Genomic DNA, 22910 nt, shown 5'->3' on the forward strand with positions numbered 1-22910 from the left:
GCTTGGAACGTTGAAGAGGGCAATAACTGGTACCTACTCGCGTGCCGCGTTCCGCCTAAATCCGTCCCCGAAGTTGTAGCGTTTCCCTATGAACGCGCAGCAGCCTGAAGATGTCTACACCCACGGACACCACGAGTCGGTTGTCCGAGCCCACGCCTCACGGACGGCCGAGAACTCGGCGGCGTTCGTCATTCCCCATCTCACCGCCGGGACATCAGTGCTCGACGTCGGATGCGGACCCGGCAGCATCACCTGCGATTTCGCGGGGCTGGTTGCGCCCGCGCAGGTGGTTGGGTTGGACAGGTCCGCGGACATCGTGGCCCAGGCAACGGCCTTGGCAGCAGAGCGCGGCGTGGAGAACGTAGAGTTCCGCACCGGCAACATCTATGACCTCGACTTCGAAGACGAATCCTTCGATCTCGTCCACGCCCACCAAGTCCTGCAACACTTAACTGACCCCGTCGCCGCACTGCGGGAAATGCGCCGCGTGGCCAAGCCCGGAGCCATCGTAGCCGTACGTGACGCCGATTTCCACGGCATGAGCTGGTACCCGGCAGTTCCGGAACTCGACGATTGGATGGAGCTCTACCAGAAGATCGCGCGCCGCAACGGTGCAGAGCCCGACGCCGGCCGTCGCCTTGTGTCGTGGGCGCAGCAGGCCGGTTTCGCCCAGGTCGCGCCCACCAGCAGCAACTGGCTCTACGCCACGGCCCAGCAGCGGGCCTGGCAGTCCCGGGTCTGGAGCGAACGCGTGCTGCACTCCGCCTTCGCCGAACAAGCCTTGGAGTACGGATTCGCCAACGAGGCCGATCTCGCCCGGATCGCGGCGGGCTGGCACCGTTGGGGCGCCACGGATGATGGCTACTTCCTCATTCCCAACGGCGAGGTAATAGCCCGGGCGTGAGTGGGCTCCGGAGTGAGAGTGCGCGGCTTCCTGACCTTGTTTGACGCTGCCGAGGCGTGAAATCAACCTCTTTGGGTCACATTCCGGCCGCACCGCCGCCAAAAAAGGTCAGGGAGGAACACTCCCCCAAAAAAACTTTGCCCAACCATGTAGAAATACTCCCCGCAGTTCCGACCCATGAGTGAAAGCACCCAATCAGGGCGCCACTTCATAAGGAGTTCGAGATGAAATACATGATCATGATGTTCGGTTCGGCCGAGGGCATGATGGAAACCGCCGATCCGGAGTGGGTCAAGGAAATGATCGGGTTCATGATCCAGATCGACAAGGACCTGACCGAGTCCGGTGAGCTCGTCTTCAACGCTGGTTTGGCCGACGGCAGCACCGCGAAGCTCGTTAAGCAGACCCCTGATGGCGTCATCACCACAGATGGGCCGTACGCGGAGTCCAAGGAATCGCTCATTGGCTATTGGGTGGTGGATGTCGCGAGCGAGGAACGGGCCGTTGAGATCTGCTCCAGCATCGTCAAGTACTCCCAGGTGGTGGAACTCCGCGCCATCCCGGATGGGCCGCCGGAGGTCTAGCCTTTGACCGAACCCCCGCGGGACACGCGAATCGAGGACCTGCTGCGCACTTTGGCGCCGCAGGTCCTCGGCGTGCTGGCCCGCAAGCACGGCCAGTTCGATGCCTGCGAGGATGCTGTCCAGGAGGCGCTTCTCGAAGCCGCCCTGCAGTGGCCGTCCGCCTTGCCCGAGAACCCCAGGGCATGGCTGATGGCCGTCGCGTCCCGGCGTTTGGTTGATTTTTGGCGCAGCGAAAGTGCCCGACGCACACGTGAAGAACGCGTTGCGGCCATGGATGTCGTCGATTTTTCCCACAGCTCCGTTTCGGAAACCGACGACACCCTCACTCTCATGTTCCTCTGCTGCCACCCCGTGCTGTCAGCACCGTCGCAGCTCGCCTTGACACTGCGCGCAGTGGGAGGACTCACGACGGCGGAAATCGCCTCTGCTTTCTTTGTCCCCGAAGCGACCATGGGTCAGCGCATCAGCCGCGCGAAGCAAGGGATCCAGAAGGCAGGAGGCCGTTTCGACATGCCGCCGGCTTCCGAGCGCAAGGCGCGGCTCGGCGTCGTACTTCACGTCCTCTACCTGATCTTCAACGAAGGCTACGCCGCAAGCTCGGGCGAGTCCCTGCAACGCGAGGACCTGACAACGGAGGCGATTCGGCTCACGCGCCTTTTGGTAACAGCGGCGCCGCGTGAGTTGGAAGCAACTGGCCTGCTGGCGCTCATGCTGCTGACTGAGTCGCGCCGCCCAGCCCGGGCCCTCGACGACGGGACGCCCGTGCCGCTGGCCGAGCAGGACAGAAGCCTGTGGAACCGCGGGCAGATTGACGAGGGCATCACGCTGTTGTCCTCCGTGTTGGGCCGTTCGCGGCCTGGTCCGTATCAGCTGCAGGCCGCAATCGCTGCCGTTCATGCCGAGGCGCCGTCCGACGCCGAGACAGACTGGCCGCAAATCCTCGCCCTCTATACGGTGCTTGAGGCTGTGGCGCCGAACCCGGTTGTGACATTGAACCGAGCTGTCGCTGTTGCCATGGTGCACGGGCCGGCTGCGGGGCTTGAGTTGCTGGCCGGACTGGATTCCATGCTGGGGCGGTCGCACCGGTTGGATGCAGTGCGGGGCCATTTGCTCGAGATGTCGGGCTCCCTGAACGAGGCCCGCGCCGCGTACCTCGCTGCCGCCAAGAAGACGGGAAGCCTGCAGGAGCGGCGGTACTTGATGGGGAAAGTGGCGGGATTGAACGGTGAGGGGGCCGTGCCTTCCTGACCTTCTTTGGACTAGCGGGCGGCCAAAATCACCCTGTTTGGCTCTCAAAATCCGCCGTCCCCAGCCAAAGAAGGTCAGGAAGACACGCTCGACGGCGTTACCAGCCGCCGCGCGTCGGCGTATGGCCCTTTCGGGCTTCCTCGGGCATGGACATTTCCGCTCGCAATCCAAGGAGCCGGATAGGACGGTCCGGCTCGATCTTTGCTGTAAGTCCCAAGGCCTGGGCAAGGACTTCCGTCCGGTCGAAGGTCTCCGGAAGCTTCTTGCCGTACGTCTTGGTGAAGAACGGCGCGTACCGGACCTTGAGGGTCAGCCCAATAACAGGCCGCCCCTCACCCACAACGTCCTCAAGCACGCGCGCCGCCAGTTCTTTGATGGCGTCACTGACCTGGGCAGGCTCTGTCAGATCCTGCTGAAAAGTAGTCTCGCGGCCATGTGCTCGGGCCACCCACGGAGTGTCGTCCACTTCGCTGGAACCTTCTCCGCGCCCCAACTGCGCGTACCAAGGTCCCATCTTTGGGCCAAACTCCGGGACAAGGACTTGGGGATCTGCCGCGGCGAGCTCCGCCACAGTGTTGATGTCGTGCTTCGCAAGCCGCTGCGACACTTTGGTTCCAACGCCCCATAGTTCCTTGGTGGATCGGCTCCCCATGACCTCGAGCCAGTTCTCCTTTGTCAGCCGGAAGATGCCGGCCGGTTTGCCAAAATCCGTGGCGTTCTTTGCACGGACCAAGGTGTCACCAATACCTACGCTGCAATGCAGTTGCGTCTGTTCCAACACAGCAGCCTGTATCTGCCTGGCGTACGCTTCCGGATCCTCGGTTTCGATGCCAACGAACGCTTCATCCCATCCCAACACCTGAACGGTGGCACCGGGCTGCGCGCGCAGGGTGGTCATCACCACTTCCGAGGCCGCGAGGTAGGCCGCTTGATCCACGGGAAGGATGATGGCGTCAGGTACTTTCCGGGCGGCAATGCGGAGCGGCATCCCGGAACCTACACCGAACGCCCGTGCCTCGTAAGATGCCGTGGACACTACAGCGCGTTCCGTGGGATCTCCACGACCGCCCACGATGATTGGCTTGCCCGCGAGCTCAGGACGACGGAGTACCTCCACAGCCGCGATGAACTGGTCGAGATCGACGTGCAGCACCCAAGGGATTCCGCTCACGGCACCAGTCTGCCCTAACCTGTGGCTTCCTGACCCTCATTGGGCCAGGATCCCGCGGAAGACAACCTAATCCGGGTGCATTCCCCATCCCCGGCAGCCAAACAAGGTCAGGAAGCCACGCGTCCGAGACACCCCTCTCACCGGCATAAGCTGAGGTGGTGCAGTTTTCACTTTGGCTGGCCCTGGTTGGCGCCGGTACCCTGATCAGTTTTACGCCCGGCGCTGGAGCCATTTTCACCATGAGCAACTCGCTCAATTCGGGATTCCGACGTTCCATTTGGGGAATCCTCGGCCAGCAGTTGGCTTTGGTGATCCACATTGTGATCGTCGCCCTGGGCGTTGGCGTCTTGGTGTCCAATTCGCCGGTGATCTTCAACGTCATTCGGTACGCGGGCGCTGCCTACTTGGTGTACCTCGGCATCCGGCAATTCCTGCACAAGCCTGATTTGGACAAAGAAGAAGTCGAGAGCAAGAAGAACGAGTCCGCTCGTTCCATGTTCCAGCGCGGCATCTGGGTGAACCTGCTCAACCCAAAAGCGATCGTTTTCTTCCTGGCCTTCATGCCCCAGTTCATCCGTCCGGACCAGCCGCTGTTGCAGCAATACGTAGTGCTGACGACGACGGTCCTGGCCATCGACATCATGGTCATGTGGTTCTTCTTCGCACTGGCAGCACGGTCATTTCAGCGGTTCACCCACAATGAGCACGGCCAGAAGGTCCTCAACCGGATCTTTGGTTGCCTGTTCGTGCTGGTCGGCATCCTGCTCGCGGTCATCCACTAGGGATGAGCGCCGTCCACCAGGGATGAGCGCCGCCCACTAGGGATGAGCGCCGCCCTCTAGGGAAGGGAAGTAGACCGTCGCACCACCAGCGAACTGTCCAGCGTCACGTGCGGTTCGGCTAAGTCCAAGCCCTCCATGAGCCCCCGCAACTGCTCCCCCGCCCTGCGCCCAAGCGGGGTTGCCGGCAGGTGCACGCTGGTGAGGCTGGGGTTGCTGGTGGCTGAATATGGCAGGTCGTCGAACCCTGCAACTGCCAGCTCGTCAGGGATGCGAACTCCCGCCACGCGAGCTTCCTGCAACACACCGTAGGCGTGGGTGTCCGTGCCGCAGACGACGGCGGTCACTCCGGCGCCGTGCCACGAAGGCCACGCTTCGGCGAAGGCGGCAGCGGCAGCACCGACGTCGATGGTTGTGCTGATGAGGTGACTCTCGGCAACCACAATCCCGTATGAAGAAGCTTCTTCAAGGAACGCTTCCCTGCGGATCCGGAAGGTCTCGGTGCCGGTGACGCCGTCCACGTAGGCGGCCCGTGTGTGCCCAAGGGACGCCAGGTGCCGTGCGAGCTCACGGGCACCATGGGCGACGTCGAGGTTGACGGAGGGCGCGAAGGAATCGAGTCCCGGGGCATCAAGGAGCACAAGGGGCCCGGCGGCCGAGAGATCCTCAAGGAATTCCGCACTGGGGGCGCCCACCAACAGGCCGGCGGGTCTGAGGGCCAGCAACTTGCGGACGTCGTCGGCTTGTGGCGACTGTCCTGCGTCAGTGACCGAGAGCAGTAACTGGTAGTCCGTGCCCAGGGATTCGCGAACCCCGGCAATGACGTTTGCAAAGAACGGATTGGAGACGTCCGGGGTCACCAAAATGACGATTGAACTGACGCCCTTGGCCAGGGAACTTCCAATGCTGTCCACGACGTAACCCAGTTCGGCAATCGCGGCGCGAACCCGGGAGATGTTGTCCTCGGACACCCGCCCTTGCGTCTTTCCATTCGCCACCAGGGACACCGTGGCGGTGGAAACACCGGCACGTGCTGCCACCATGGCGGCCGTCACGCGGGGCGCGCGGGCGTTGCGCCGGTCCAGGGTATCCATGCATCGATCGTAGCGTTGTTGCACAGCCCCGAAACACACCATGGCATCAAGCGCTTGACGCGATTCGCGTTAAGCGTTTGACGTGACGCGCAGAGAAGTGCCAGAATTCCCCTGAATGCTTAGCGCCCTGCCCGGCCCGGCAACGGACAGTCCAACGCGGAAACGCCAAGGAGGTCATGGAAACCGGAAAACCTGCAGGCCCCAATGACGTGGAGAGAAAACGTGGACCCCAATCCCATGACAGTACGCAAGAAGATCATTCTTGACTGCGACCCCGGACACGACGATGCCGTGGCATTGCTGCTGGCTCACGGCAACCCGGATATCGAGCTGCTCGCAGTGACAACGGTAGTGGGCAACCAGACCCTCGAAAAGGTCACCCGCAACGCCCTCTCGGTGGGCACCATTGCCGGCATCACAGGCGTTCCCTTCGCAGCAGGTTGCGACCGTCCCCTTGTGCGCACCATCGAGACTGCCCCGAGCATCCACGGCGAGACCGGCATGGATGGCCCGGACCAGCCCGAGTCCGCCATCGAGCTGGACCCGCGCCACGCCGTCGATCTCATCATTGAAACCGTCATGGCGCACGAGCCGGGCACGGTCACTTTGGTCCCCACCGCGGGCCTCACCAACATCGCGATGGCCGCCCGCAAGGAGCCTCGCATCGTGGAGCGCGTCAAGGAAGTTGTCCTCATGGGCGGCGGCTATCACGTGGGCAACTGGAGCGCCGTGGCGGAGTTCAACATCATCATCGATCCCGAAGCTGCGCACATTGTGTTCAACGAAAAGTGGCCCGTGGTGATGGTGGGCCTGGACCTCACCCACCAGGCCCTGGCCACGGACGAGGTAGTGGAACGCATCGCAAAAATCGGCACCAAGCCGGCCAGGTTCGTCATGGAGCTGATGGAATTCTTCAAGAAGACCTACAAGGACGCGCAAGGCTTCGACTTCCCGCCGGTCCATGATCCGTGCGCCGTCGCCTACGTGATCGACCCCACAGTGATGACCACCCGCAAGGTCCCCGTGGACATCGAGCTCCAGGGCAAGCTCACGCTCGGTATGACCGTTGCCGACTTCCGCGCGCCCGCCCCGGAGGACTGCCACACGTCCGTGGCCGTTGACCTGGACCACAAGAAGTTCTGGGATTTGGTCACCGATGCGATCGAACGGATTGGCGAACCCACGTACGACGGCGATGCTGCCGCCACCGTTGGTGCCGAAACCGCCGGCACCGACGCTGCAGCGGTAGTAGCAGCCGGAGAGGCAAAGTAATGTCCACCCTCGCAACAACCAAGTCCTCCCGCGGCAACGTCACCGCGCTCATGGTCGCATTGCTGGCAGCCTGCGTGGCCTTCCAGCTCAACGCCTCCATGCTCAGCCCCGCCCTGGTCACCATGGGCAACGAACTCAACACAGACCAGGCCACCATCGGCCTTTCCCAAACCTGGTTCTTCACGGCAGCCGCTTTGTTCTCCCTGTTCCTGCCGCGTCTCAGCGACATCGTGGGACGCAAGAAGATCCTTGTGGGCATGATGCTCCTTATGGCTGTCGGTTCCGTCATCGCCGCCCTCGCGCCCGACGTCACCTGGCTCTTCGTGGGCCGCATCATCCAGGGCGTCAGCGGACCCACCGTTCCGCTCTGCCTCATCATGTTGCGCTCCGCCGTCAGCAATCCCCGCAAGTACGGCGCGCTCATGGGCCTCATCACTGCCGTCAATGGCGGCGTGGCCGGCGTCGACTCGTTTGTTGGCGGCTACTTCGCCGAGAACTTCGGTTTCCGCAGCATCTTCTGGCTGATGGTTGCCTTGGCTCTCGTAGCCACGGTCCTGATCGCCGTCCTGGCCGGTGAGAGCAAGCCCGCTGCAGGCACCACCATGGACTGGCTGGGCGTCTTCTTCATTGTGATCGCCGTGGGCGCACTGCTGACGGCCCTGAACGAAGGCTCCAAACTGGCCACCTCGTTCGACGCCGGCACCTTGACTCTCGCAGTCGGCCTTACGGTGATTGCCGCCGTCGCGTTTTTCGCGTTCTGGACGGTGGAGAAGCGCGCCAAGCAGCCCATGGTGGAAACCGTGCACCTGCGGCAGCGCTCCACGTGGGCTCCGTTGCTGACCACCACGCTGACCATGACGGGTATTTTCGCGGTGATCAATGGCATCGTTCCGGCTTACGTCCAGGCCGCCGACCCCGGCTTCGGCGTTGGCCCCACCGAGATGTCGCTCATGATCCTCACCCCATATGCACTGCTGGGTTGGCTCTTCGGCCCGATCAGCGGCCGGCTTGCCCCGGTCCTCGGCTACACGAAGGTGCTGCGCATCGGCCTGGTGGGCAGCCTGGTGGCGTTGGCAATCATCGCGTTCTTCGGTCTGACCAACCTGCCGATGATGATCGTGGGCACGGCCTTGCTGGGCATCATGTACGCCGGTACCGTCAACATCATGCTGAACGGACTGGGCGTGGTTCTCTCGCCGCAGGGCAACCCGGGCTTCCTTCCCGGCATGAACGCGGGTGCCTTCAACCTGGGTGCCGGCCTGAGCTTCCTGGTTCTGCCTGCAGTGCTCGTCGCGACTGCTTCGCTGAATGACGCCAAGGCGTCCTACCTGACGGTTGTGGTGGTTGGGCTTGCGATCACGCTGGCCGCGTTCGCCGCCTCACTGCTGATCCCCAAGCCGGTTGATGCCGAAGTCACCGAGGCCGCGGACGCCGAGACTTCCGAGACTTCCGAGAAAGAGGTCACCGCATGAGCACCGAGGCCGATGCACCCAAGGCGCGTATCGTCGTCGTCGGCTCCCTCAATGCCGACCTCACGATCTACTGCGACAGGCTCCCCCAACCCGGCGAGACCGTTCACGGCAACGGTTTTGCCGTGAATCCCGGCGGCAAGAGCGCCAACCAGGCGGTGGCCGCCAGCAAGCTGGGCGGGCAGGTGAGTCTGATCGGCGCTGTGGGCCAGGACTCCAACGGCAGCATGCTCCTCGACTCGACCGCCAGCGCGGGCGTGGATGTCACCCGCGTCCGACGCTCCGGTGCTGCCACGGGGGTAGCGGTCATCTCCGTGGACGCGAGCGGCGAGAACAGCATCATCATCTCCGCCGGCGCCAACGGCACGCTGACCCCGTCGGACGTCACGGCCGCACAAGATGTCTTCACCGATGCCGCGGTGGTCTGCCTTTGCCTGGAAGTGGGCATTGAGACGGTGATCGCCGCCGCGCAGGCAGGACACGACGCCGGAGCAACAGTCCTGCTGAACCTCTCGCCTTACGCCGAGGTGCCCGAGCTATTGGCCCGGCTGAGCGACGTCCTGTTGGTGAATGCGCACGAGGCATTGCTGTTCCTGGGCCTGGAGGCAGACGTTCCTGATGCCGATGCAGATGCCGAAGCCTGGGAACCCGTTCGGACCCAGTTCGCGGATCGCGGCCTGCAGCGCGTGCTGGTGACTCTGGGCGCCCACGGTTCTGTGGTCCTGGATTCGCTGGCCCGTGGAGCGGAGGGCCAGATCACCCGCATCGAGCCGACGCGCGTCAATGCCGTGGACACCACGGGAGCTGGCGACGCTTTCACGGGAGCTATTGCTGCGCGCTTGGCGTCCGGCGAGTCCCTCGCAGACGCCGCTGCCTTTGCCTCCGTGGCTGCCGCGTTGGCTGCCACCAAGAAAGGCACGCAGGCCGCGTACCCCGGCATCGCCGACGTCGAGCGTCTGCGCGACGCATAGCCCCAGCGCCTCCACCCAGATAAGGGGGTTAGGCGGATTTGCGGGCGGCACGTTGGGCGGCGCGCTCAACCGACTTCCGGGAAAGGGCTCCGTGGCCGGCGAGCAGCCGCGGCACCACCACATACACCGCCAGGGGAACCACCAGCGCAGTCAGCAGGAGTGCCCGCAGTACAGGGTGCCACGGCTCCATGATCGGGCCGAGCAGGAGCATCCCCAGAGATACCAGCGGGAAGATCGCGAGCCACGTGATCACCGCACGGACGTGAACTGAAGGCATGTGTGGGCGGGCCGGGGCTGCGACCGGAACCTGAACCGCGACGACGGCCGGTTCGGCGCCAGTGATTTCGGAAGTAGTTTGGGCGGTCATGACATTCTCCAACCAGATAGTTGCAATTCGCGTGGAATCACCATAACCGGAGCCGCGAGCAATTACAACCATCCAGTTGGAAACTGGTAATATGACCCTATGGCGTGGGACACAGAACGGACCAAGGGATTGCTGCTGCAGGCGGCGACAGTGGAGTTTTGTACGCGCGGACTGGCTGGAGCCCGCATCGATCGCATCGCCACGGAGGCTGGCGTCAACAAAGAGCGCATCTACCAGTACTTCGGCAACAAGAACGCTCTCTTCGATGCTGTCATCGTGGCCGCCCTCAGTACTGTCATGGACGAGGTCCCTATCGAAGGCCACGGGCCCGAGGCCATGGCTGACTACGCGGGCCGGCTGTTCGACCATCACCAGAAGGATGCCACCGCGCCACGACTCCTGTTCTGGGAAGGCCTGGAGCGAGGATCCGACGTCGTAGGCCTCCCCACCCGCATGGCGAATTGCGCATCGAAAGTGAACAACACACTGGCGGCGCTGCCGGACATCGCGCGCGAAGACGCGGCAGATCTCCTGATCACCATCGTGAGCCTGTGCGACGCCTCACCTGTCCTCCCCGCGCTCGACGGGCTGATGGCCGGTACCGAGCCGGGCCGCGTCGAAAAGCGGCGCGCCGCCGTCGTACGAACCGTTCAATTGGCCGCAGAAGCGCTGGTTGCCGAGGCGCGGGAACGGGAGTCCACCCGCTCCGGCGCCCCGACCACCACCGCATAGGCGCTACTCCACGCCGGCCTCCTCGAATGCAGATCGGGCAGCCAAGGACTTCTGCGCCTGGATCTGCTTGGCCAACATCAATTGCGTTTCGTCGCGGATGGTTGTGGGGTCAGTCACCGGCGGTATAAGTCCGACGGCGGCAATCCGGGCGCGCGCGTCGTCATCCACAACAAAGCCCCACTTGAGGAAGAAGTCGCTCAGGTCGGCCTTCGCCGCTTTGCTCGCCCACACCACAAAGTTGCGAAGCCGGAACTCCTCGTCCCAGTAGTCACCCTTCGGCGGGCGTTCCTCGCGGATGATTTTGTGCAGGGTGGGCCAGAAGTTCTTGAAGCCAAGTCGGAGCTGCTCAAACATGACCAGCCGCTCCATTCCGTCGAACGTGATTCCGTAGACCGCCCCCTCGCTGCCAATCAGCGGAACCGCAGATTCCCACGGTGTCAGGCCGGTGGTGGCGTCAGGAACGTGCAACCTCGGCTGCTGCCCGTACTTCTTGGCAAAACTGGCATTCACGGCCAGGGAATAGATGTTCACGGTGACCTCGGTGAGCGAGGTCGGCTTGTAGGTGACCTGCTGATGCTGGTGTCCAAGTTCGTGGTAGATGCCCCAACCCCGCATGCGCAGCCCTTCCACCGTCAGGAGACGGTCCTGAATGGGCGGCGGGAACGAGGTGTGGCCATGCGTGGCGTAGGCGCCAACGTTGGCGATCGCCGAGGGGTAACCCACCAGATGGTACGGGTGGGCTTGGCGCGCATGGATCGGGCTCGAACCGTCATAGCCACTCGTGGCATCCTCGATCGAGATCAAGTCCTCGAAAGTGAACATCAGTTCCGAGTGGTTCTCGGAGCGATACCTCAAAGCCGACGCGCGCTCCACAGTCACCGTCGCATGAGAACTCACCAACTCTACGAACGGCGTGGGCCGCTCATCGAGTTGCCGCTGGAATTCGAGTTCACTGGTGCGCCCGTAAACGAAATACGGCATAGGCTGCGCCACGGCGTCCAGCGTGGCACTGACGTACCCGCTGTCCCCGACCACCTTGTAATAGATCACCCCTCCGCCGGCGTCCGTAATGACGTTCTTCCCCTTCTTCAGCAGATACTCCCGCGGCTTCTTGAACTCAGGGCGCGCGTCGGCGTCGGGAGCACCGATGACGAGAATGGCTTCGGACGCCGTCATCGCCTTCACCGAAACGGTCAGCGCCGTATTGGCCGGGAGGTAAAACCCCGTGGATTGCAGGTTGGTATTGCACAGCGCAATCTGAAGCCTGTCCTCCTCGAAACCGTGCGCATCCGGGAGGGCGGTGACGATCTGGCTGCGGGACTGGCTGGGCCGCGTATCGGCGACGGCGGCCGAGGCTGACCACGGCACCAGAAGGCCGCCGGCAACAACCGCCATGGCGCCGAGCGCCCCGCGGCGGCTGATGCCGTTTCGCTGCAAGGGACGCACACCCGCATTAGTGCTATTCAAGGAATCGGGGACGTGGCAATGACTTTCACTCATAGATCATCCTTTTTGTCCGGGCCAGTCACTGTGACCAGCCTCACGGGGTTAAATGAAAGCGCTTACTATGCCTTATTGCAAGAGTCTCGTCAGTTTTAAAACAAAAATCCGTCCAAAAGTACGGATTAGACAGTAAGCGTTTACTATTCACCCAGGAGGTCATGTGACAGATTCGACACCAAAAATGACTTTCCTGTGGAGTGCTCCCCTAGCCAAGAAGGGGTGCCATCAACCATGCTTGCTGCATGTACTCAACGACGAGCCCATACCGCATCATCACGGTCTGCACTGGAAACATCTGCCGCTCGCCCATGGCGGCGCTCATGCTCACCGAAGCCTTCGAAGCGGAAGGGCTCGGCAAGCTCGTGGTGGTAGATTCCGCGGGCACCACAGGGTACGAAGTCGGCCACCCCATTGACCCCCGCGCTGCCCGCAAACTCACAGCCCACCACATCGCTTCCGAGGACCACGTCGCCCGCCAGTGGAGGCGCGAATGGTTCGCCGAGCGGGACCTTATCCTTGCGCTCGACGTCGACCATTTCGGTTGGCTTCAGCAGGGCGCTCCGAACCGGGAGTCGCTGGCTAAAGTCCGAATGTTGCGCAGCTTCGATCCCCGCATGGCCGGCCGCAGCTCACTGGACCTGGGCATCGAGGACCCGTGGTACGGCGGACACACAGACTTCGACAACACGTGGACCCTGATCGCGGCGGCCATTCCCGGAATCGTGAACCACATCAAGAACGCCCTCTCGGAGAGGCCATCCGGCGAAGGTAACGGGCACCTTCCGCAGCAAGCCGACGAGCACCAGCAGGTAACCTCTATGTCATGACCCCTGCACCTGTGATCATCGCCGTCGACGGGCGGTCCGGCGCAGGCAAGACTACGCTGGCCGTTGAACTCGCGGCCCGCTTGAGGGAGCACCACAAGGTTTCCCTGTTCCATCTGGAAGACATCTATCCGGGCTGGAATGGCCTCGCCGCAGGTATCGAACGGTACGTCTCCACGGTCCTCACGCCGCTGAGTGAAGGCGAGGCCGCCGAGTGGATCAGCTGGGATTGGGAACGTCACTACGACGGCTCACTGCACGTCACGCTGCCGGCTGAGATCGTCATCGTTGAAGGCGTCGGAGCCGCTGCAGACGCGGCCCGCCCCATGCTCGACGCCGTCGTCTGGGTCGAATCATCAGGTGACGATCGCCGCCGTCGTGCGTTGGCCCGCGACGGAAGCAGCTACGAACCGTACTGGGACGACTGGGCCGCGCAGGAAGACGAATGGCTGGAAGCCGATCCCGTCATCAGCAGTGCGGACATCCGCGTGCAGAACCGGGCGGACGGCCGCGCGCCGGACGACGTACTGCAAGCAATGCGGTACTTGCCGGCCCTGGCCGCGGTCCTCTCACCCGAGCTCAGCGCGCGCAGGGGTCTGCAACTGCGGTCGGAACGGATCGACGCGACTCCGGACGCTGCTGCGCTTTTCCAGAACCTTTATGGCGACTCCGCCAACGCCGTCTGGTTGGATTCCTCGAATGCATCCACGGCGCCCTCCGCGTCCGGCCAGGCCGCGGAGCGCAGCCGGTTCAGCATTCTGGCGGACGACGGCGGGACATTCGGTCAGTCTGTACTGCACCGGGCAGGGGCCACCCAGTTAACAGCGGGCTCCGCGACGGTTGAAACGTCCGGGCCGTTCTTCCGCTGGCTGGATTCGGTATGGGGCCGGCGCGCGGTCCGCGCACCCCGAGGCTACGACGGCCAGTTCACCCTCGGCTGGCTCGGCTACCTGGGCTATGAACTCAAGCGTGAAACCGGCGGCAACGACGTCCGCGCTGACACCCCCGACTCCGCACTCCTGTTCGCGGGCCGGGCAGTGGTGCTGGATCATCGCGAGCGCACCGTATGGCTGCTCGCCTTGGCCGCCCCCGACGCCGATGACTGGCTGCGCGAGGCGCGCACCGCCGTCGGGGCTGCTGCCGCCGCCGTCGAGCCGCCGGCTGCTGCCGTCGAGTTGCCGGCAAGTGGGCCGTTAAGCGCAATTCCGGAGTTCGCCAGCCGCGACTCCGCCACGGATTACAAGAGCAAAATCGCCGAAGCCCAGCACGAAATCAGTGAAGGCAACTCATACGAGGTCTGCCTGACCACCACGCTTGAGTCCAACGCCGCGGACCTTGACCCGTGGCAGAGCTACCTCGCGCTGCGACGCCGGAATCCGGCACCATTCGCCAGCTACCTGAAGTTCGGCGAACTCGTGGTCGCCAGCACCTCGCCGGAGCGGTTCCTTCGCATCCATTCCGACGGCGGCATGCGGGCCGAGCCCATCAAGGGCACCCGCCGCCGCTCCCAGGACCCCGCCGCCGACGCCGAGTTGCGCCGCGAGCTGGAGGCATCGTTGAAGGACCGCGCGGAAAACATCATGATCGTGGACCTGCTGCGGAACGACCTCAGCCACTTCGCCACACCGGGTTCGGTGACCGTCAGCCGACTGTGCGCCATCGAAAGCTACGCCACCGTCCACCAGATGGTGAGCACCATCGATGCCCATCTTCGTCCGGGAGCTCCCCGTGCCGAAGCCGTTGCCGCGGCGTTCCCTGCCGGCTCCATGACGGGGGCTCCGAAGATCAGCACCATGGACATTTTGGATCGCCTCGAGTCAGGGCCACGCGGCATCTATTCGGGCGCCATCGGCTACTTTTCGCTGAACGCGGCTACGGACCTCGCCGTCGTGATCCGCTCGCTGGTGATACATCCCGACGGCGACGGCAAGCAGACGCTGAGCCTCGGCGTCGGTGGGGCCATCACCGCGGACTCAGTGGCCGACGATGAGTATGAGGAAATCCGCACCAAGGCTTTTGGGGTGTTGTCGACGCTCGGAGCCACGTTCCCCGAGTGATTACTGGAGCGTCGCCGTCAATCGGGCCACGTTATCCACATACTTGGCCAGGGTAGGTCTCTGCATCCAATCGCCAAGGGTAAGCTCACGGGACACCTCGCGGTAGGTGGACTCCACGGACCGCATGAGGTCCACGGTTTCGGCGCCCAGGAGCATCACCGAGACCTCCATGTTCAAGGAGAAGGAGCGCATGTCCATGTTGCTGGATCCGAGTACGGCCACTTCCTCATCGATGGTGAAATGCTTGGCGTGGAGCACGTACGGAGCCCGGTACAGGTAGATCCGGACGCCTGCTCCCAAAAGGGCTTCGTAGTAGGAGCGCTGGGCGTGATGGACCAGGAACTGGTCGCCCTTTTCGGAGACGAAGAGCTCCACATCGACGCCTCGTTGTGCCGCTGTAGTAATGGCGTACAGCAGGGAATCGTCGGGGACGAAGTACGGGCTGCAGATGGAAATGCGGTGCTGCGCCGAGTAGATGAGCGTGTTGAACAGTCGCAGGTTGTTCTCTGTCGCGAATCCCGGGCCACTTGGGACCACCTGGGCAGTGACCCGTCCGGGCGAGGGCTGGGTCGGCAAGCGGAGCTGGTTCTCCAGTGACTCGTCTGTTTCGCTGAGCCAGTCCGTGGCAAAGACGACGTTGAGGGTGGCCACAATGGGGCCCTCAAGGCGGGCCATGAGCTCCACCCACTGACGTCCGGCCCGGCGATGCTTGGGGTTGTTATAGGAGGGCTCGATCAGGTTCTGCGAGCCCGTAAAGGCCAGCACGCCATCGATCACCAGGATTTTGCGGTGGTTGCGGAGGTCCGGGCGTCGCCACTGGCCGTGGATGGGGAGCAACGGCAGCATCCGTCGCCACTGAATCTTGCCCGCTTTGAGCCTGCGGACCAGCCTGCGATAGCCCTTGATGCGCAGCGTGCCGATGTGGTCGAACAGCAGCCGAACCGTGACACCACGTCCGGCAGCGTTCTCCAGTTCCGTGAACAGCTCGTCAGTCACCGCGTCACTGCTCATGATGTAGAACTCCGCGTTGACGTACTCCTTTGCACCGCGGACAGCATCGGCCATGGCTTTGATGGACTCTTGGTAGCCGGGGATCAGCTCTACCTTGTTGCCATCAACCATGGGCAGCGAGCCAAGGCGGTGGTTCAGCTCACCGGCGGACTTCACCCATTCCGGGCCGGAGTAAGTGCTCACGGGATCAGACAGCTCAGAGGTGACGGCCCGAACGCGATCGTTGACTTCTTCCTGCTGCTCACGCCGGCGCTTGGACAACCGGAAGTTGCCAAAGAGCAGGAAGAGCACAAAGCCGACGGAGGGGATGAGGAAAACGGCCAGGAGCCAGGCCATGGCGGTGGTGGGGCGACGGTTGCCGGGGATGATGCCCAGGAGCACAATGCGCATGATCACTTCCGTGATGGCCCATGCGCCCAGAAGCCAGGTCCACTCCAAGCCAATCGGAAACGGAAAAAGCACTCGACAACCCCCACGGTCAAAGAACAAACGGTGACCACAGCCTATCTGTCTGCCCCGCCGGAGGGCCGCACCGGAGGGCCGCACTAAGCTGGGAACATGACTTCTCCTGCTCCGACGGTCCTCGTTTTCCTGGACCCGGCCTTCGAAAACGGCCGCGTTGCCGACTCCAGCCAGCCCCAACTCATGGCCACGGACTTGGGCGCTACCCGCGGCGACGGCGTGTTCGAGTCGCTCCTGGCCGTGCAAGGCCGCGCCCGGAAAGTGCAGGCCCACCTGAACCGTCTAGGTACTTCGGCGCAGGCTCTGGACCTGGCGATTCCTGAGCAGGATGCCTGGCGTAAGGCAATCGACACGGCGATCACGGAGTTCCGCAGCGTCTATCCGGCCCCGACGCCGGAAGAGGACGAGGTGGTCGTCAAGCTGATCGTGACCCGCGGTGTTGAGGGTGCGGCAAGCCCCACGTGCTGGGTTCAGGCTTCGCCCTCACCCGCCGGCAGCCGCCGACAGCGCGAGACGGGCATCGACGTCGTGCTTCTGGACCGCGGTTTCGACACCGAAGCCGGCGAGCGTGCGCCGTGGTTGCTGCTGGGCGCCAAGACGCTCTCGTATGCCGTCAACATGGCGGCGCTGCGCTACGCCCACAAACAGGGCGCCGATGACGCCATCTTCACCTCCACAGACGGACGCGTTCTGGAAGGGCCGACGTCCACCGTGTTGCTGGCCCATCTGGAAACGATCGACGACGGTGAAGGTTCGGTCAGGACTGTTCGGCGCCTGATCACGCCGCAACATGACAGCGGTATCCTTCCTGGCACGTCGCAGGGCGCATTGTTCGCCGCGGCCAAGGCAGCTGGGTGGGAGCTCGGATATGGACCGCTCGTACCCCAGGACCTGTTTGATTCAGATGCCGTCTGGCTCATTTCGAGCATTCGCTTGATCGCGCCCGTGAACCACATCAATGGCCACGAAATCGGTACGCCGGCAGTGCGGAAACAGCTCACCGCGGAACTGAACGAGCTCTTCGCAGGGATCGAATAGGCCCTGCCGCCTCTGGAGTGGGTTCACGGGCCCCGCTGGGAACTTAGCAGATAGCAAGTAGAGTAATTGCTCGCATGACTTATTGATTAGGAATTCTTAGCCTCGGCTGGGGCCTCAAACGGGGTTCAATCGCGTTCCTTATCCTCCTTGAAATGGGTGTCCGTCATGTGATGAATCTTGTTCTCGTGTTAGTTGGATCACTCCAACGCGTACGACATTTCACAGACTTTGCTGTCTACTTCCCGGAGGGAACATGGGACACAGCTCCCCCACAACTGCCGAGGCATCGGCAACCGAGGCGCAGTCCGAGACTGTAGCCCCGCAGGCAGGACTTCGCCGGTCCATGGAGGCCCGGCACCTGGTGATGATTGCGATGGGCGGCGTCATAGGCTCCGGCCTGTTCGTCAGTTCCGGTTACACCATCGCCACAGCAGGTCCCTTGGGCGCAGTCCTTGCATTCCTTATCGGCGCCGTCGTGGTCTATCTGGTCATGGCATGTCTCGGGGAGCTCGCTGTTGCGTTCCCCGTTTCCGGCGCCTTCCACATCTACGCTGCCCGCACCATCGGCCCGGCCACCGGTTTCGCCACGGCCTGGCTCTATTGGCTGTGTTGGGCAGTGGCCCTGGGCTCGGAGTTCACCGCCGCCGGACTTCTCATGCAGCGCTGGTTCCCGGGCGTCGACGTCTGGATCTGGTGCTTCGTCTTCGCCACCGTCCTCTTCACCTTGAACGCCATTTCATCGCGCGTCTTTGGTGAATCGGAGTTCTGGTTCGCGCTCATCAAGGTCGCCGCCGTCGTCGGCCTGATCATCCTGGGCGGTGCCGCCCTGATGGGCTTCCACCCGCTCGCCGCAGGCGAATATCCGTCGCTCACCAGCAACTTCAGTACGCCGGACGGGCTCTTCCCCAATGGCTTCACGGGTGTCTTCGTCACCACACTGGCCGTCTTCTATGCCTTCTCGGGATCCGAACTGATCGGTGTGGCCGCGGGTGAAACCGCCAACCCCGGCGTAACGATCCCGAAGGCGATGCGGACCACGGTTATTCGCCTCATGATCTTCTTCGTCGGCGCGATCACCGTCATCGCAGCCACCATCCCCTACGAAAAGGTCAGCGTGGACGAAAGCCCGTTCGTCACGGTCTTCTCGATGCTCGGCATTCCTTTCGCAGCGGACATTATGAACTTCGTGATCATCACGGCGCTGCTCTCGGCCGGCAACTGCGGCCTGTATTCGTGCGCCCGAATGCTCTTCTCGCTCGCCGACGAAGGGCATGCACCCAAGGCGTTCAGGAAACTGACCAAGCGCGGCATTCCCATGATCGCCCTGTGCGTCAGCATGCTCGGTGGCCTGGCATCGCTGATCAGCAGCATCGTTGCGCCCGCAACGGTCTACCTGGTGCTCGTCTCCATCGCAGGCTTTGCAACCGTGGGAGTGTGGATGTCCATTGTGGCCTCGCACTTCGTATACCGGCGGACGTTCGTCAAAAACGGTGGCGACCTCAGCACGCTCCCGTACAAGGCGCCGCTCTTCCCGCTGGTTCCGATCCTGGCCTTCGCGTTGTGCGTAGTCTCGCTGGTCGGCATCGCGTTCGACCCCAACCAGGTGGCGGCACTGCTGTTCGGAGTTCCGTTCGTCGGGGCCTGCTATGCGTTCTTCTACTTCAAATACGGACGACGGCGGTCGCTCAGGAAGGCGCTCAAGGCGTAGGTTCCCGCGACCTTCTTGGAAGCCGCGCCTTCCTGACCTTCTTTGACTACGGATCAGCCCCTAGGCAACCATTTCGGGTTGCCTAGGGGCTGATGTTGTTTGAAAGTCGGTCACGACGGAACGCGCACTCCTATTTCTTGGCCGTGCGCACCGGGTGCTCGCTCAGGATGGACAAGCGGTTGAAGGCGTTGATCCCAATGGCTGCCAGACACAACACGCTGATTTGCTCGTCGGTGTAGTGCTGCCGGGCGCGTTCGAAGAGTTCCGGGCTCGGTCGCGATGTACTCATGCGGGTGATCTGCTCAGTGATTTCCATGGCGACCCGCTCGGCCGGTTCAAACATTGGCACTTCCTTGTAGACGGCCACCAAGGACAGACGCTGTTCCGTTTCGCCATACCCCAAGGCTCGGCGATGGTGCAGGTCCAGGCAGAATGCGCAGCCGTTAATCTGCGAGGCGAGGTAGTTCAGCAGTTCGATGGTCCGGCGCGGAATACCTGTTCGGTCCGCTTCCCCAACCACCTGCTGTGCGTAGTGGCTCAACGTCGCGTAGAGCTCTGGCTGCTGCTTGTCCAGATAGCCGGCAAGGCGTGGTTTCTTTTCCTGATCGGGCATGGTTGGAGCCTAGCGCACGGGCCTGCCCTGCGGGCTCCGGAGAGTGTCCACCGGGCAGCCGACCCGAGCCCGCGAAACCCCGTTTATTATCCAAGAATTCGTGGTTATCGACTTTATATGACAGCCAATTACCGTTTCCATTAAGTGATACTTAACTACTGATCAAAGAGGGTTTGAGTGCCGCGGCGGATTCATGAAAATACATTCACAACTTCTATTGCGCGCGCATTCCAACAGTGATTCACTAAGGCGCAGTGATCCCTGCTGGGGCGGGAGAACTCCCTCTCTGTCCGGCGGGACACCCTGTTTCCACTATGACGTGAAAACAGCAATGTTGATGGAGGGCATCATTGTGAGTGCAGTTTCTTCGTCCCAGAATTTCAACCACGGGTTTCCCACGCCCGGCCCCCAGGATCCTTCCCCGCAGAAGGTCATGGACCACGTGTTTTTCCTCAATCAGGAAGAATGGAAAGACGTCCGCGAAACGGAGCAATTCGACCATATTGTCATCGGCAGCGGGTTCTGTGGTTACGCCTTCGCCGAGAGGACGTTGACCGTAAATCCGCATGCCAGGATCCTCGTCATTGAGCGTGGCCCGTTCTTCCTGCCACAGCACTTCCAGAACCTGCCATTGCCCTATCGCGAGACCCTGGGCGGGCTCTCCGAAACTTTCCCGTGGACCTTGGCGGCAGCCACCGCCAACCAGCCTGCCGGCAAGATCTCGTGGCAGCACGGAATGGTCCCCTTCTATGGAGGCCGCTCCATTATGTGGAGCGCGTGGTGTCCACGCCCCGAGGAGGACGAGATGCGTGGCTGGCCACGCGCGGTCATGGATGCTGCAAAAGCCCACTTCAGCAGTGCCGAGGATTTGCTGAATGTGGTCAGCGCCGACCAAATCGACGCCGGCGCGTCGGCCGACGTCGTGGATCTCATCAACAACACCCGGCCCGTCTACGGGATCATGCAGAAGGCGCTCCAGGACCGGCTCGCCGTTGGCTTGCACAAGATCGACTCCGCGACCCGCTCCATGCCCGCGCCGCTGGCCGCGGCTTCGGGCGCCACTTCGGGCATCGACTTCGCCAAGTTCTCCACGCCAGCGGTCCTGCTTGAACTCTCGGACAGGCAGCAACGGTTGGCAGCTGCGGGCAAGGGATCGCCGCTCCGCATCGTCACGGACTGCACCGTGAAGAGCATCGTCCAGCAGAACGGTCAGGCCACTGCGCTCGATACCTCCCGGGGCGTGGTGAACATCGGCGGCGCCAATCTGGTGCTGGCCATGGGCACCCTGCCACCTGCCACGCTCGTGCTGAATTCCTTCCCGGATGTGCCCGGAGTTGGCGAGCAGTTCAGCGCCCACTTCATCACGTCCGTGGTGGCCAGGGTCCCCCGCAAGGACTACGACTTCAGCGAGGCACTGGGCGAACTGGAACTGGCGGCCATCTACATGGCAGGCATGAGTCCGGCCGGCATGCAGTACCACGTGCAGCTCTCCGTGCTCTCGGACCGGAGTCCGGACAAGAATGCGCAGAAGTCCGAGCGGTACGCCCCGGACGTCGTCGCAACAGCGTCTCTGGCACAATTGCAGTCCTCCGAGGACTACTTGGTGTTCGTGTGCGCGGTTCTGGGCGAGCTGGACATCGATAATCCGGAGAATCACCTGCGCCACACCGGCGGAGCGGACCCCACCAGCAACGTGACGCTTCAGGTGCTGGCCAACTCCACCGACGACGCCACCTGGGACACCATGGATGAGGGCACCTTCCAGATGTTGGAGCGCGTGCTCTCGCCTGACGGAGCCGACCATGTGGAGTACTGGCACGGGGATCCTGATACGGGAACGTGGGGCCTGGACCGCCCCAGTATTCCCGAACGCCGCGTCCCGGGGTTGGTGCACGAGAGCTCCAGCCTTCCAATCGGCGACGAGGAGAACTCCACCGTCGGCACCGACTACCGCCTCAACGGCGTCGACAATGTCTTTGTCGCAGGCGGTTCCCTGTGGCCGACGGGCGGATCCTGGAACCCGACCATGACCATGGTCGCGTTGACGCAGGATCTTGCCGAACGTCTGGAGGCCGACGGCGGCACGGGAGATGCGCTGTGACCGCGGTTCCGGCTCTGGATCCGGCGGTCCTGCCCACCTTGCCGCCGATGACAGTCGCCGACGTCCTGGCCAGGCAGGACGGCGTCTATTGGGTGGTCAAGGACGCAAACTCCGTATTCCTGTGGGTCAACCAGAACTTCGCCGACCTCGTAGGAATGACCAAGGCCGAACTGATCGGTCATCAGGACTCCAGGGCAGCCCACGTTGCCCACGACAAGGAGGTGATGGCCAGCGGCAAGCCGTTGCTCAACTTCCACGAAGTCATTGAAGTTCCGCTGAAGGATGGCGGGACTGTGAACGTTGACATCGTGACCCAGAAGGGGCTGCTGCGGTCGCTGGACACGGGCGCAATCATCGGGATCACTGTCTGCTTCTCGCTCGCGGATCCTCCCAATGACTGACGTCGACATCGCGGGCCGCGGCCAGGATCTCCGCTCAGGCGGGCAAAGCGCGAAGGAATGGATCGAGCGGCTGGACTTGACGCCGTCGGGCGTTGGTGGCTGGTTCGCGCCCGCGATGGTGAGCGACGAGCTCATCGCGGGTTCGGCATTGCCTCCGCGTTTCGGCTGTGACCATCCGCTGTACAGCTCCAACTGGTACCTGCTGCAGGCGGGCGAAGTGCTGCAATTGCACACGCTGAAGCAGGACGAGCTGTGGTTCTTCCACGTGGGAACGCCCATCCAGCTGCACGTCTTTTCGCAGACAGGTGGGTACTCGGAAACGGTCTTCGGGCCGGATCCGGACGCCGGTGAAATCCTGCATGGAGCGGCGCCGCATTCCACGTGGTTCGGTGCCGAGCTGGCTGGGCCGGGGTTCGCCTTGGTCAGCTGCAGCCTCTCTCCCGGCTACGAGCCAACGGATTCTGCAAAGCCCACGGGTGAAGATGTGGAGGCGCTCGTGGCGCAGTTCCCTGACCAGGCGGAGTTGATCCGCCGACTCGCGGTCGGGTAAAGCGCTACTCGGAGTGCGCCCGTTGGGGGACGGGCGCACTCCGCTGTGGCG

General features: G+C 63.0%; 21 protein-coding genes. 15 read left to right on the top strand and 6 right to left on the bottom strand.

Going from position 1 to position 22910, the window contains the following annotated elements:
• Positions 1-88: 88 nt before the first annotated feature.
• The 3 genes from ACIQC5_RS19075 to ACIQC5_RS19085 all read left to right on the top strand — a co-directional run bounded on the left by ACIQC5_RS19075 (position 89) and on the right by ACIQC5_RS19085 (position 2736).
• Complete coding sequence (locus ACIQC5_RS19075) at positions 89-904, top strand: class I SAM-dependent methyltransferase (RefSeq protein ID WP_400285950.1); 816 nt, start codon at positions 89-91, stop codon at positions 902-904.
• Positions 905-1128: 224 nt separating this feature from the next.
• Positions 1129-1488 carry a YciI family protein gene (locus tag ACIQC5_RS19080; RefSeq protein ID WP_400267709.1) on the top strand — a complete coding sequence of 120 codons (360 nt, stop codon included), beginning with the start codon at positions 1129-1131 and terminating at the stop codon, positions 1486-1488.
• A 3-nt stretch (positions 1489-1491) separates the two neighbouring features.
• Positions 1492-2736: an RNA polymerase sigma factor gene (locus tag ACIQC5_RS19085; protein ID WP_400285953.1), complete on the top strand. Its 1245-nt coding sequence runs from the start codon at positions 1492-1494 to the stop codon at positions 2734-2736.
• A gap of 97 nt (positions 2737-2833) precedes the next feature.
• On the opposite strand, the gene ACIQC5_RS19090 is transcribed toward ACIQC5_RS19085, so the two are convergent.
• Complete coding sequence (locus tag ACIQC5_RS19090; protein ID WP_400286239.1) at positions 2834-3889, bottom strand: DNA polymerase IV; 1056 nt, start codon at positions 3887-3889, stop codon at positions 2834-2836.
• Between the two features lie 176 nt (positions 3890-4065).
• Here ACIQC5_RS19090 and ACIQC5_RS19095 point away from each other — a divergent pair, with 176 nt between their 5' ends.
• The gene (locus tag ACIQC5_RS19095) at positions 4066-4689 is read left to right on the top strand and encodes a LysE family transporter (protein ID WP_400285956.1); all 624 of its coding nucleotides are present in this window, start codon (positions 4066-4068) and stop codon (positions 4687-4689) included.
• Positions 4690-4745: 56 nt separating this feature from the next.
• Here ACIQC5_RS19095 and ACIQC5_RS19100 read toward each other — a convergent pair whose 3' ends face one another.
• Positions 4746-5780, bottom strand: coding sequence for a LacI family DNA-binding transcriptional regulator (locus ACIQC5_RS19100; RefSeq protein ID WP_400285959.1), 1035 nt, complete (start codon positions 5778-5780; stop codon positions 4746-4748).
• A 204-nt stretch (positions 5781-5984) separates the two neighbouring features.
• On the opposite strand from ACIQC5_RS19100, the gene ACIQC5_RS19105 reads away from it, so the two are divergent.
• The 3 genes from ACIQC5_RS19105 to ACIQC5_RS19115 are packed head-to-tail and all read left to right on the top strand — an operon-like array spanning position 5985 to position 9492.
• Positions 5985-7052 (top strand): nucleoside hydrolase, encoded by a 1068-nt coding sequence (locus tag ACIQC5_RS19105; RefSeq protein WP_400285962.1) that lies wholly within the window; start codon positions 5985-5987, stop codon positions 7050-7052.
• Positions 7052-8524: an MFS transporter gene (locus tag ACIQC5_RS19110; protein WP_400285965.1), complete on the top strand. Its 1473-nt coding sequence runs from the start codon at positions 7052-7054 to the stop codon at positions 8522-8524. The genes ACIQC5_RS19105 and ACIQC5_RS19110 overlap by 1 nt, the downstream gene beginning before the upstream one ends.
• Positions 8521-9492, top strand: a complete 972-nt coding sequence (locus tag ACIQC5_RS19115) for a ribokinase (RefSeq protein ID WP_400285968.1) — start codon at positions 8521-8523, stop codon at positions 9490-9492. Before ACIQC5_RS19110 ends, ACIQC5_RS19115 begins: the two co-directional genes overlap by 4 nt.
• Positions 9493-9520: 28 nt before the next feature.
• Here the strand turns inward: ACIQC5_RS19115 and ACIQC5_RS19120 are convergent, their stop codons facing one another.
• On the bottom strand, positions 9521-9859 hold the full coding sequence (locus ACIQC5_RS19120) for a hypothetical protein (RefSeq protein ID WP_400285971.1): 339 nt from the start codon (positions 9857-9859) through the stop codon (positions 9521-9523).
• A gap of 99 nt (positions 9860-9958) precedes the next feature.
• Between ACIQC5_RS19120 and ACIQC5_RS19125 the strand changes: the two genes are divergently transcribed.
• A complete protein-coding gene (locus ACIQC5_RS19125; protein WP_400285974.1) occupies positions 9959-10591 on the top strand; it encodes a TetR/AcrR family transcriptional regulator in 633 nt (210 codons plus the stop codon).
• 3 nt (positions 10592-10594) lie between these two features.
• On the opposite strand, the gene ACIQC5_RS19130 is transcribed toward ACIQC5_RS19125, so the two are convergent.
• Positions 10595-12091 carry a M60 family metallopeptidase gene (locus tag ACIQC5_RS19130; protein ID WP_400285977.1) on the bottom strand — a complete coding sequence of 499 codons (1497 nt, stop codon included), beginning with the start codon at positions 12089-12091 and terminating at the stop codon, positions 10595-10597.
• A 245-nt stretch (positions 12092-12336) separates the two neighbouring features.
• Between ACIQC5_RS19130 and ACIQC5_RS19135 the strand changes: the two genes are divergently transcribed.
• Positions 12337-12921 carry a low molecular weight protein-tyrosine-phosphatase gene (locus ACIQC5_RS19135; protein ID WP_400285980.1) on the top strand — a complete coding sequence of 195 codons (585 nt, stop codon included), beginning with the start codon at positions 12337-12339 and terminating at the stop codon, positions 12919-12921.
• Positions 12918-14975, top strand: a complete 2058-nt coding sequence (gene pabB / locus ACIQC5_RS19140) for an aminodeoxychorismate synthase component I (RefSeq protein WP_400285983.1) — start codon at positions 12918-12920, stop codon at positions 14973-14975. The genes ACIQC5_RS19135 and pabB overlap by 4 nt, the downstream gene beginning before the upstream one ends.
• Here the strand turns inward: pabB and cls are convergent, their stop codons facing one another.
• Positions 14976-16448 (bottom strand): cardiolipin synthase, encoded by a 1473-nt coding sequence (gene cls, locus ACIQC5_RS19145; RefSeq protein WP_400285986.1) that lies wholly within the window; start codon positions 16446-16448, stop codon positions 14976-14978. It abuts the gene before it with no gap.
• A gap of 96 nt (positions 16449-16544) precedes the next feature.
• Here cls and ACIQC5_RS19150 point away from each other — a divergent pair, with 96 nt between their 5' ends.
• Together ACIQC5_RS19150 and ACIQC5_RS19155 are read left to right on the top strand one after the other, a co-directional pair.
• Positions 16545-17486, top strand: coding sequence for an aminodeoxychorismate lyase (locus ACIQC5_RS19150; protein ID WP_400285989.1), 942 nt, complete (start codon positions 16545-16547; stop codon positions 17484-17486).
• Positions 17487-17739: 253 nt separating this feature from the next.
• Positions 17740-19194 (top strand): amino acid permease, encoded by a 1455-nt coding sequence (locus ACIQC5_RS19155; protein ID WP_400285991.1) that lies wholly within the window; start codon positions 17740-17742, stop codon positions 19192-19194.
• A 130-nt stretch (positions 19195-19324) separates the two neighbouring features.
• Here the strand turns inward: ACIQC5_RS19155 and ACIQC5_RS19160 are convergent, their stop codons facing one another.
• The gene (locus tag ACIQC5_RS19160; RefSeq protein ID WP_400285994.1) at positions 19325-19807 is read right to left on the bottom strand and encodes a carboxymuconolactone decarboxylase family protein; all 483 of its coding nucleotides are present in this window, start codon (positions 19805-19807) and stop codon (positions 19325-19327) included.
• A 352-nt stretch (positions 19808-20159) separates the two neighbouring features.
• Between ACIQC5_RS19160 and ACIQC5_RS19165 the strand changes: the two genes are divergently transcribed.
• From ACIQC5_RS19165 to ACIQC5_RS19175, 3 genes are read left to right on the top strand one after another with little or no spacing between them, the layout of a single operon-like run.
• A complete protein-coding gene (locus ACIQC5_RS19165; protein WP_400285996.1) occupies positions 20160-21908 on the top strand; it encodes a GMC oxidoreductase in 1749 nt (582 codons plus the stop codon).
• Entirely contained in the window at positions 21905-22309 is a 405-nt protein-coding gene (locus ACIQC5_RS19170) for a PAS domain-containing protein (protein ID WP_400285999.1), read from the top strand. The genes ACIQC5_RS19165 and ACIQC5_RS19170 overlap by 4 nt, the downstream gene beginning before the upstream one ends.
• Positions 22302-22859 (top strand): cupin domain-containing protein, encoded by a 558-nt coding sequence (locus ACIQC5_RS19175; protein WP_400286002.1) that lies wholly within the window; start codon positions 22302-22304, stop codon positions 22857-22859. Before ACIQC5_RS19170 ends, ACIQC5_RS19175 begins: the two co-directional genes overlap by 8 nt.
• The last annotated feature ends 51 nt before the right edge of the window (positions 22860-22910 follow it).

The organism is Paenarthrobacter sp. NPDC092416 (assembly GCF_044755025.1).
GTDB lineage: Bacteria > Actinomycetota > Actinomycetes > Actinomycetales > Micrococcaceae > Arthrobacter.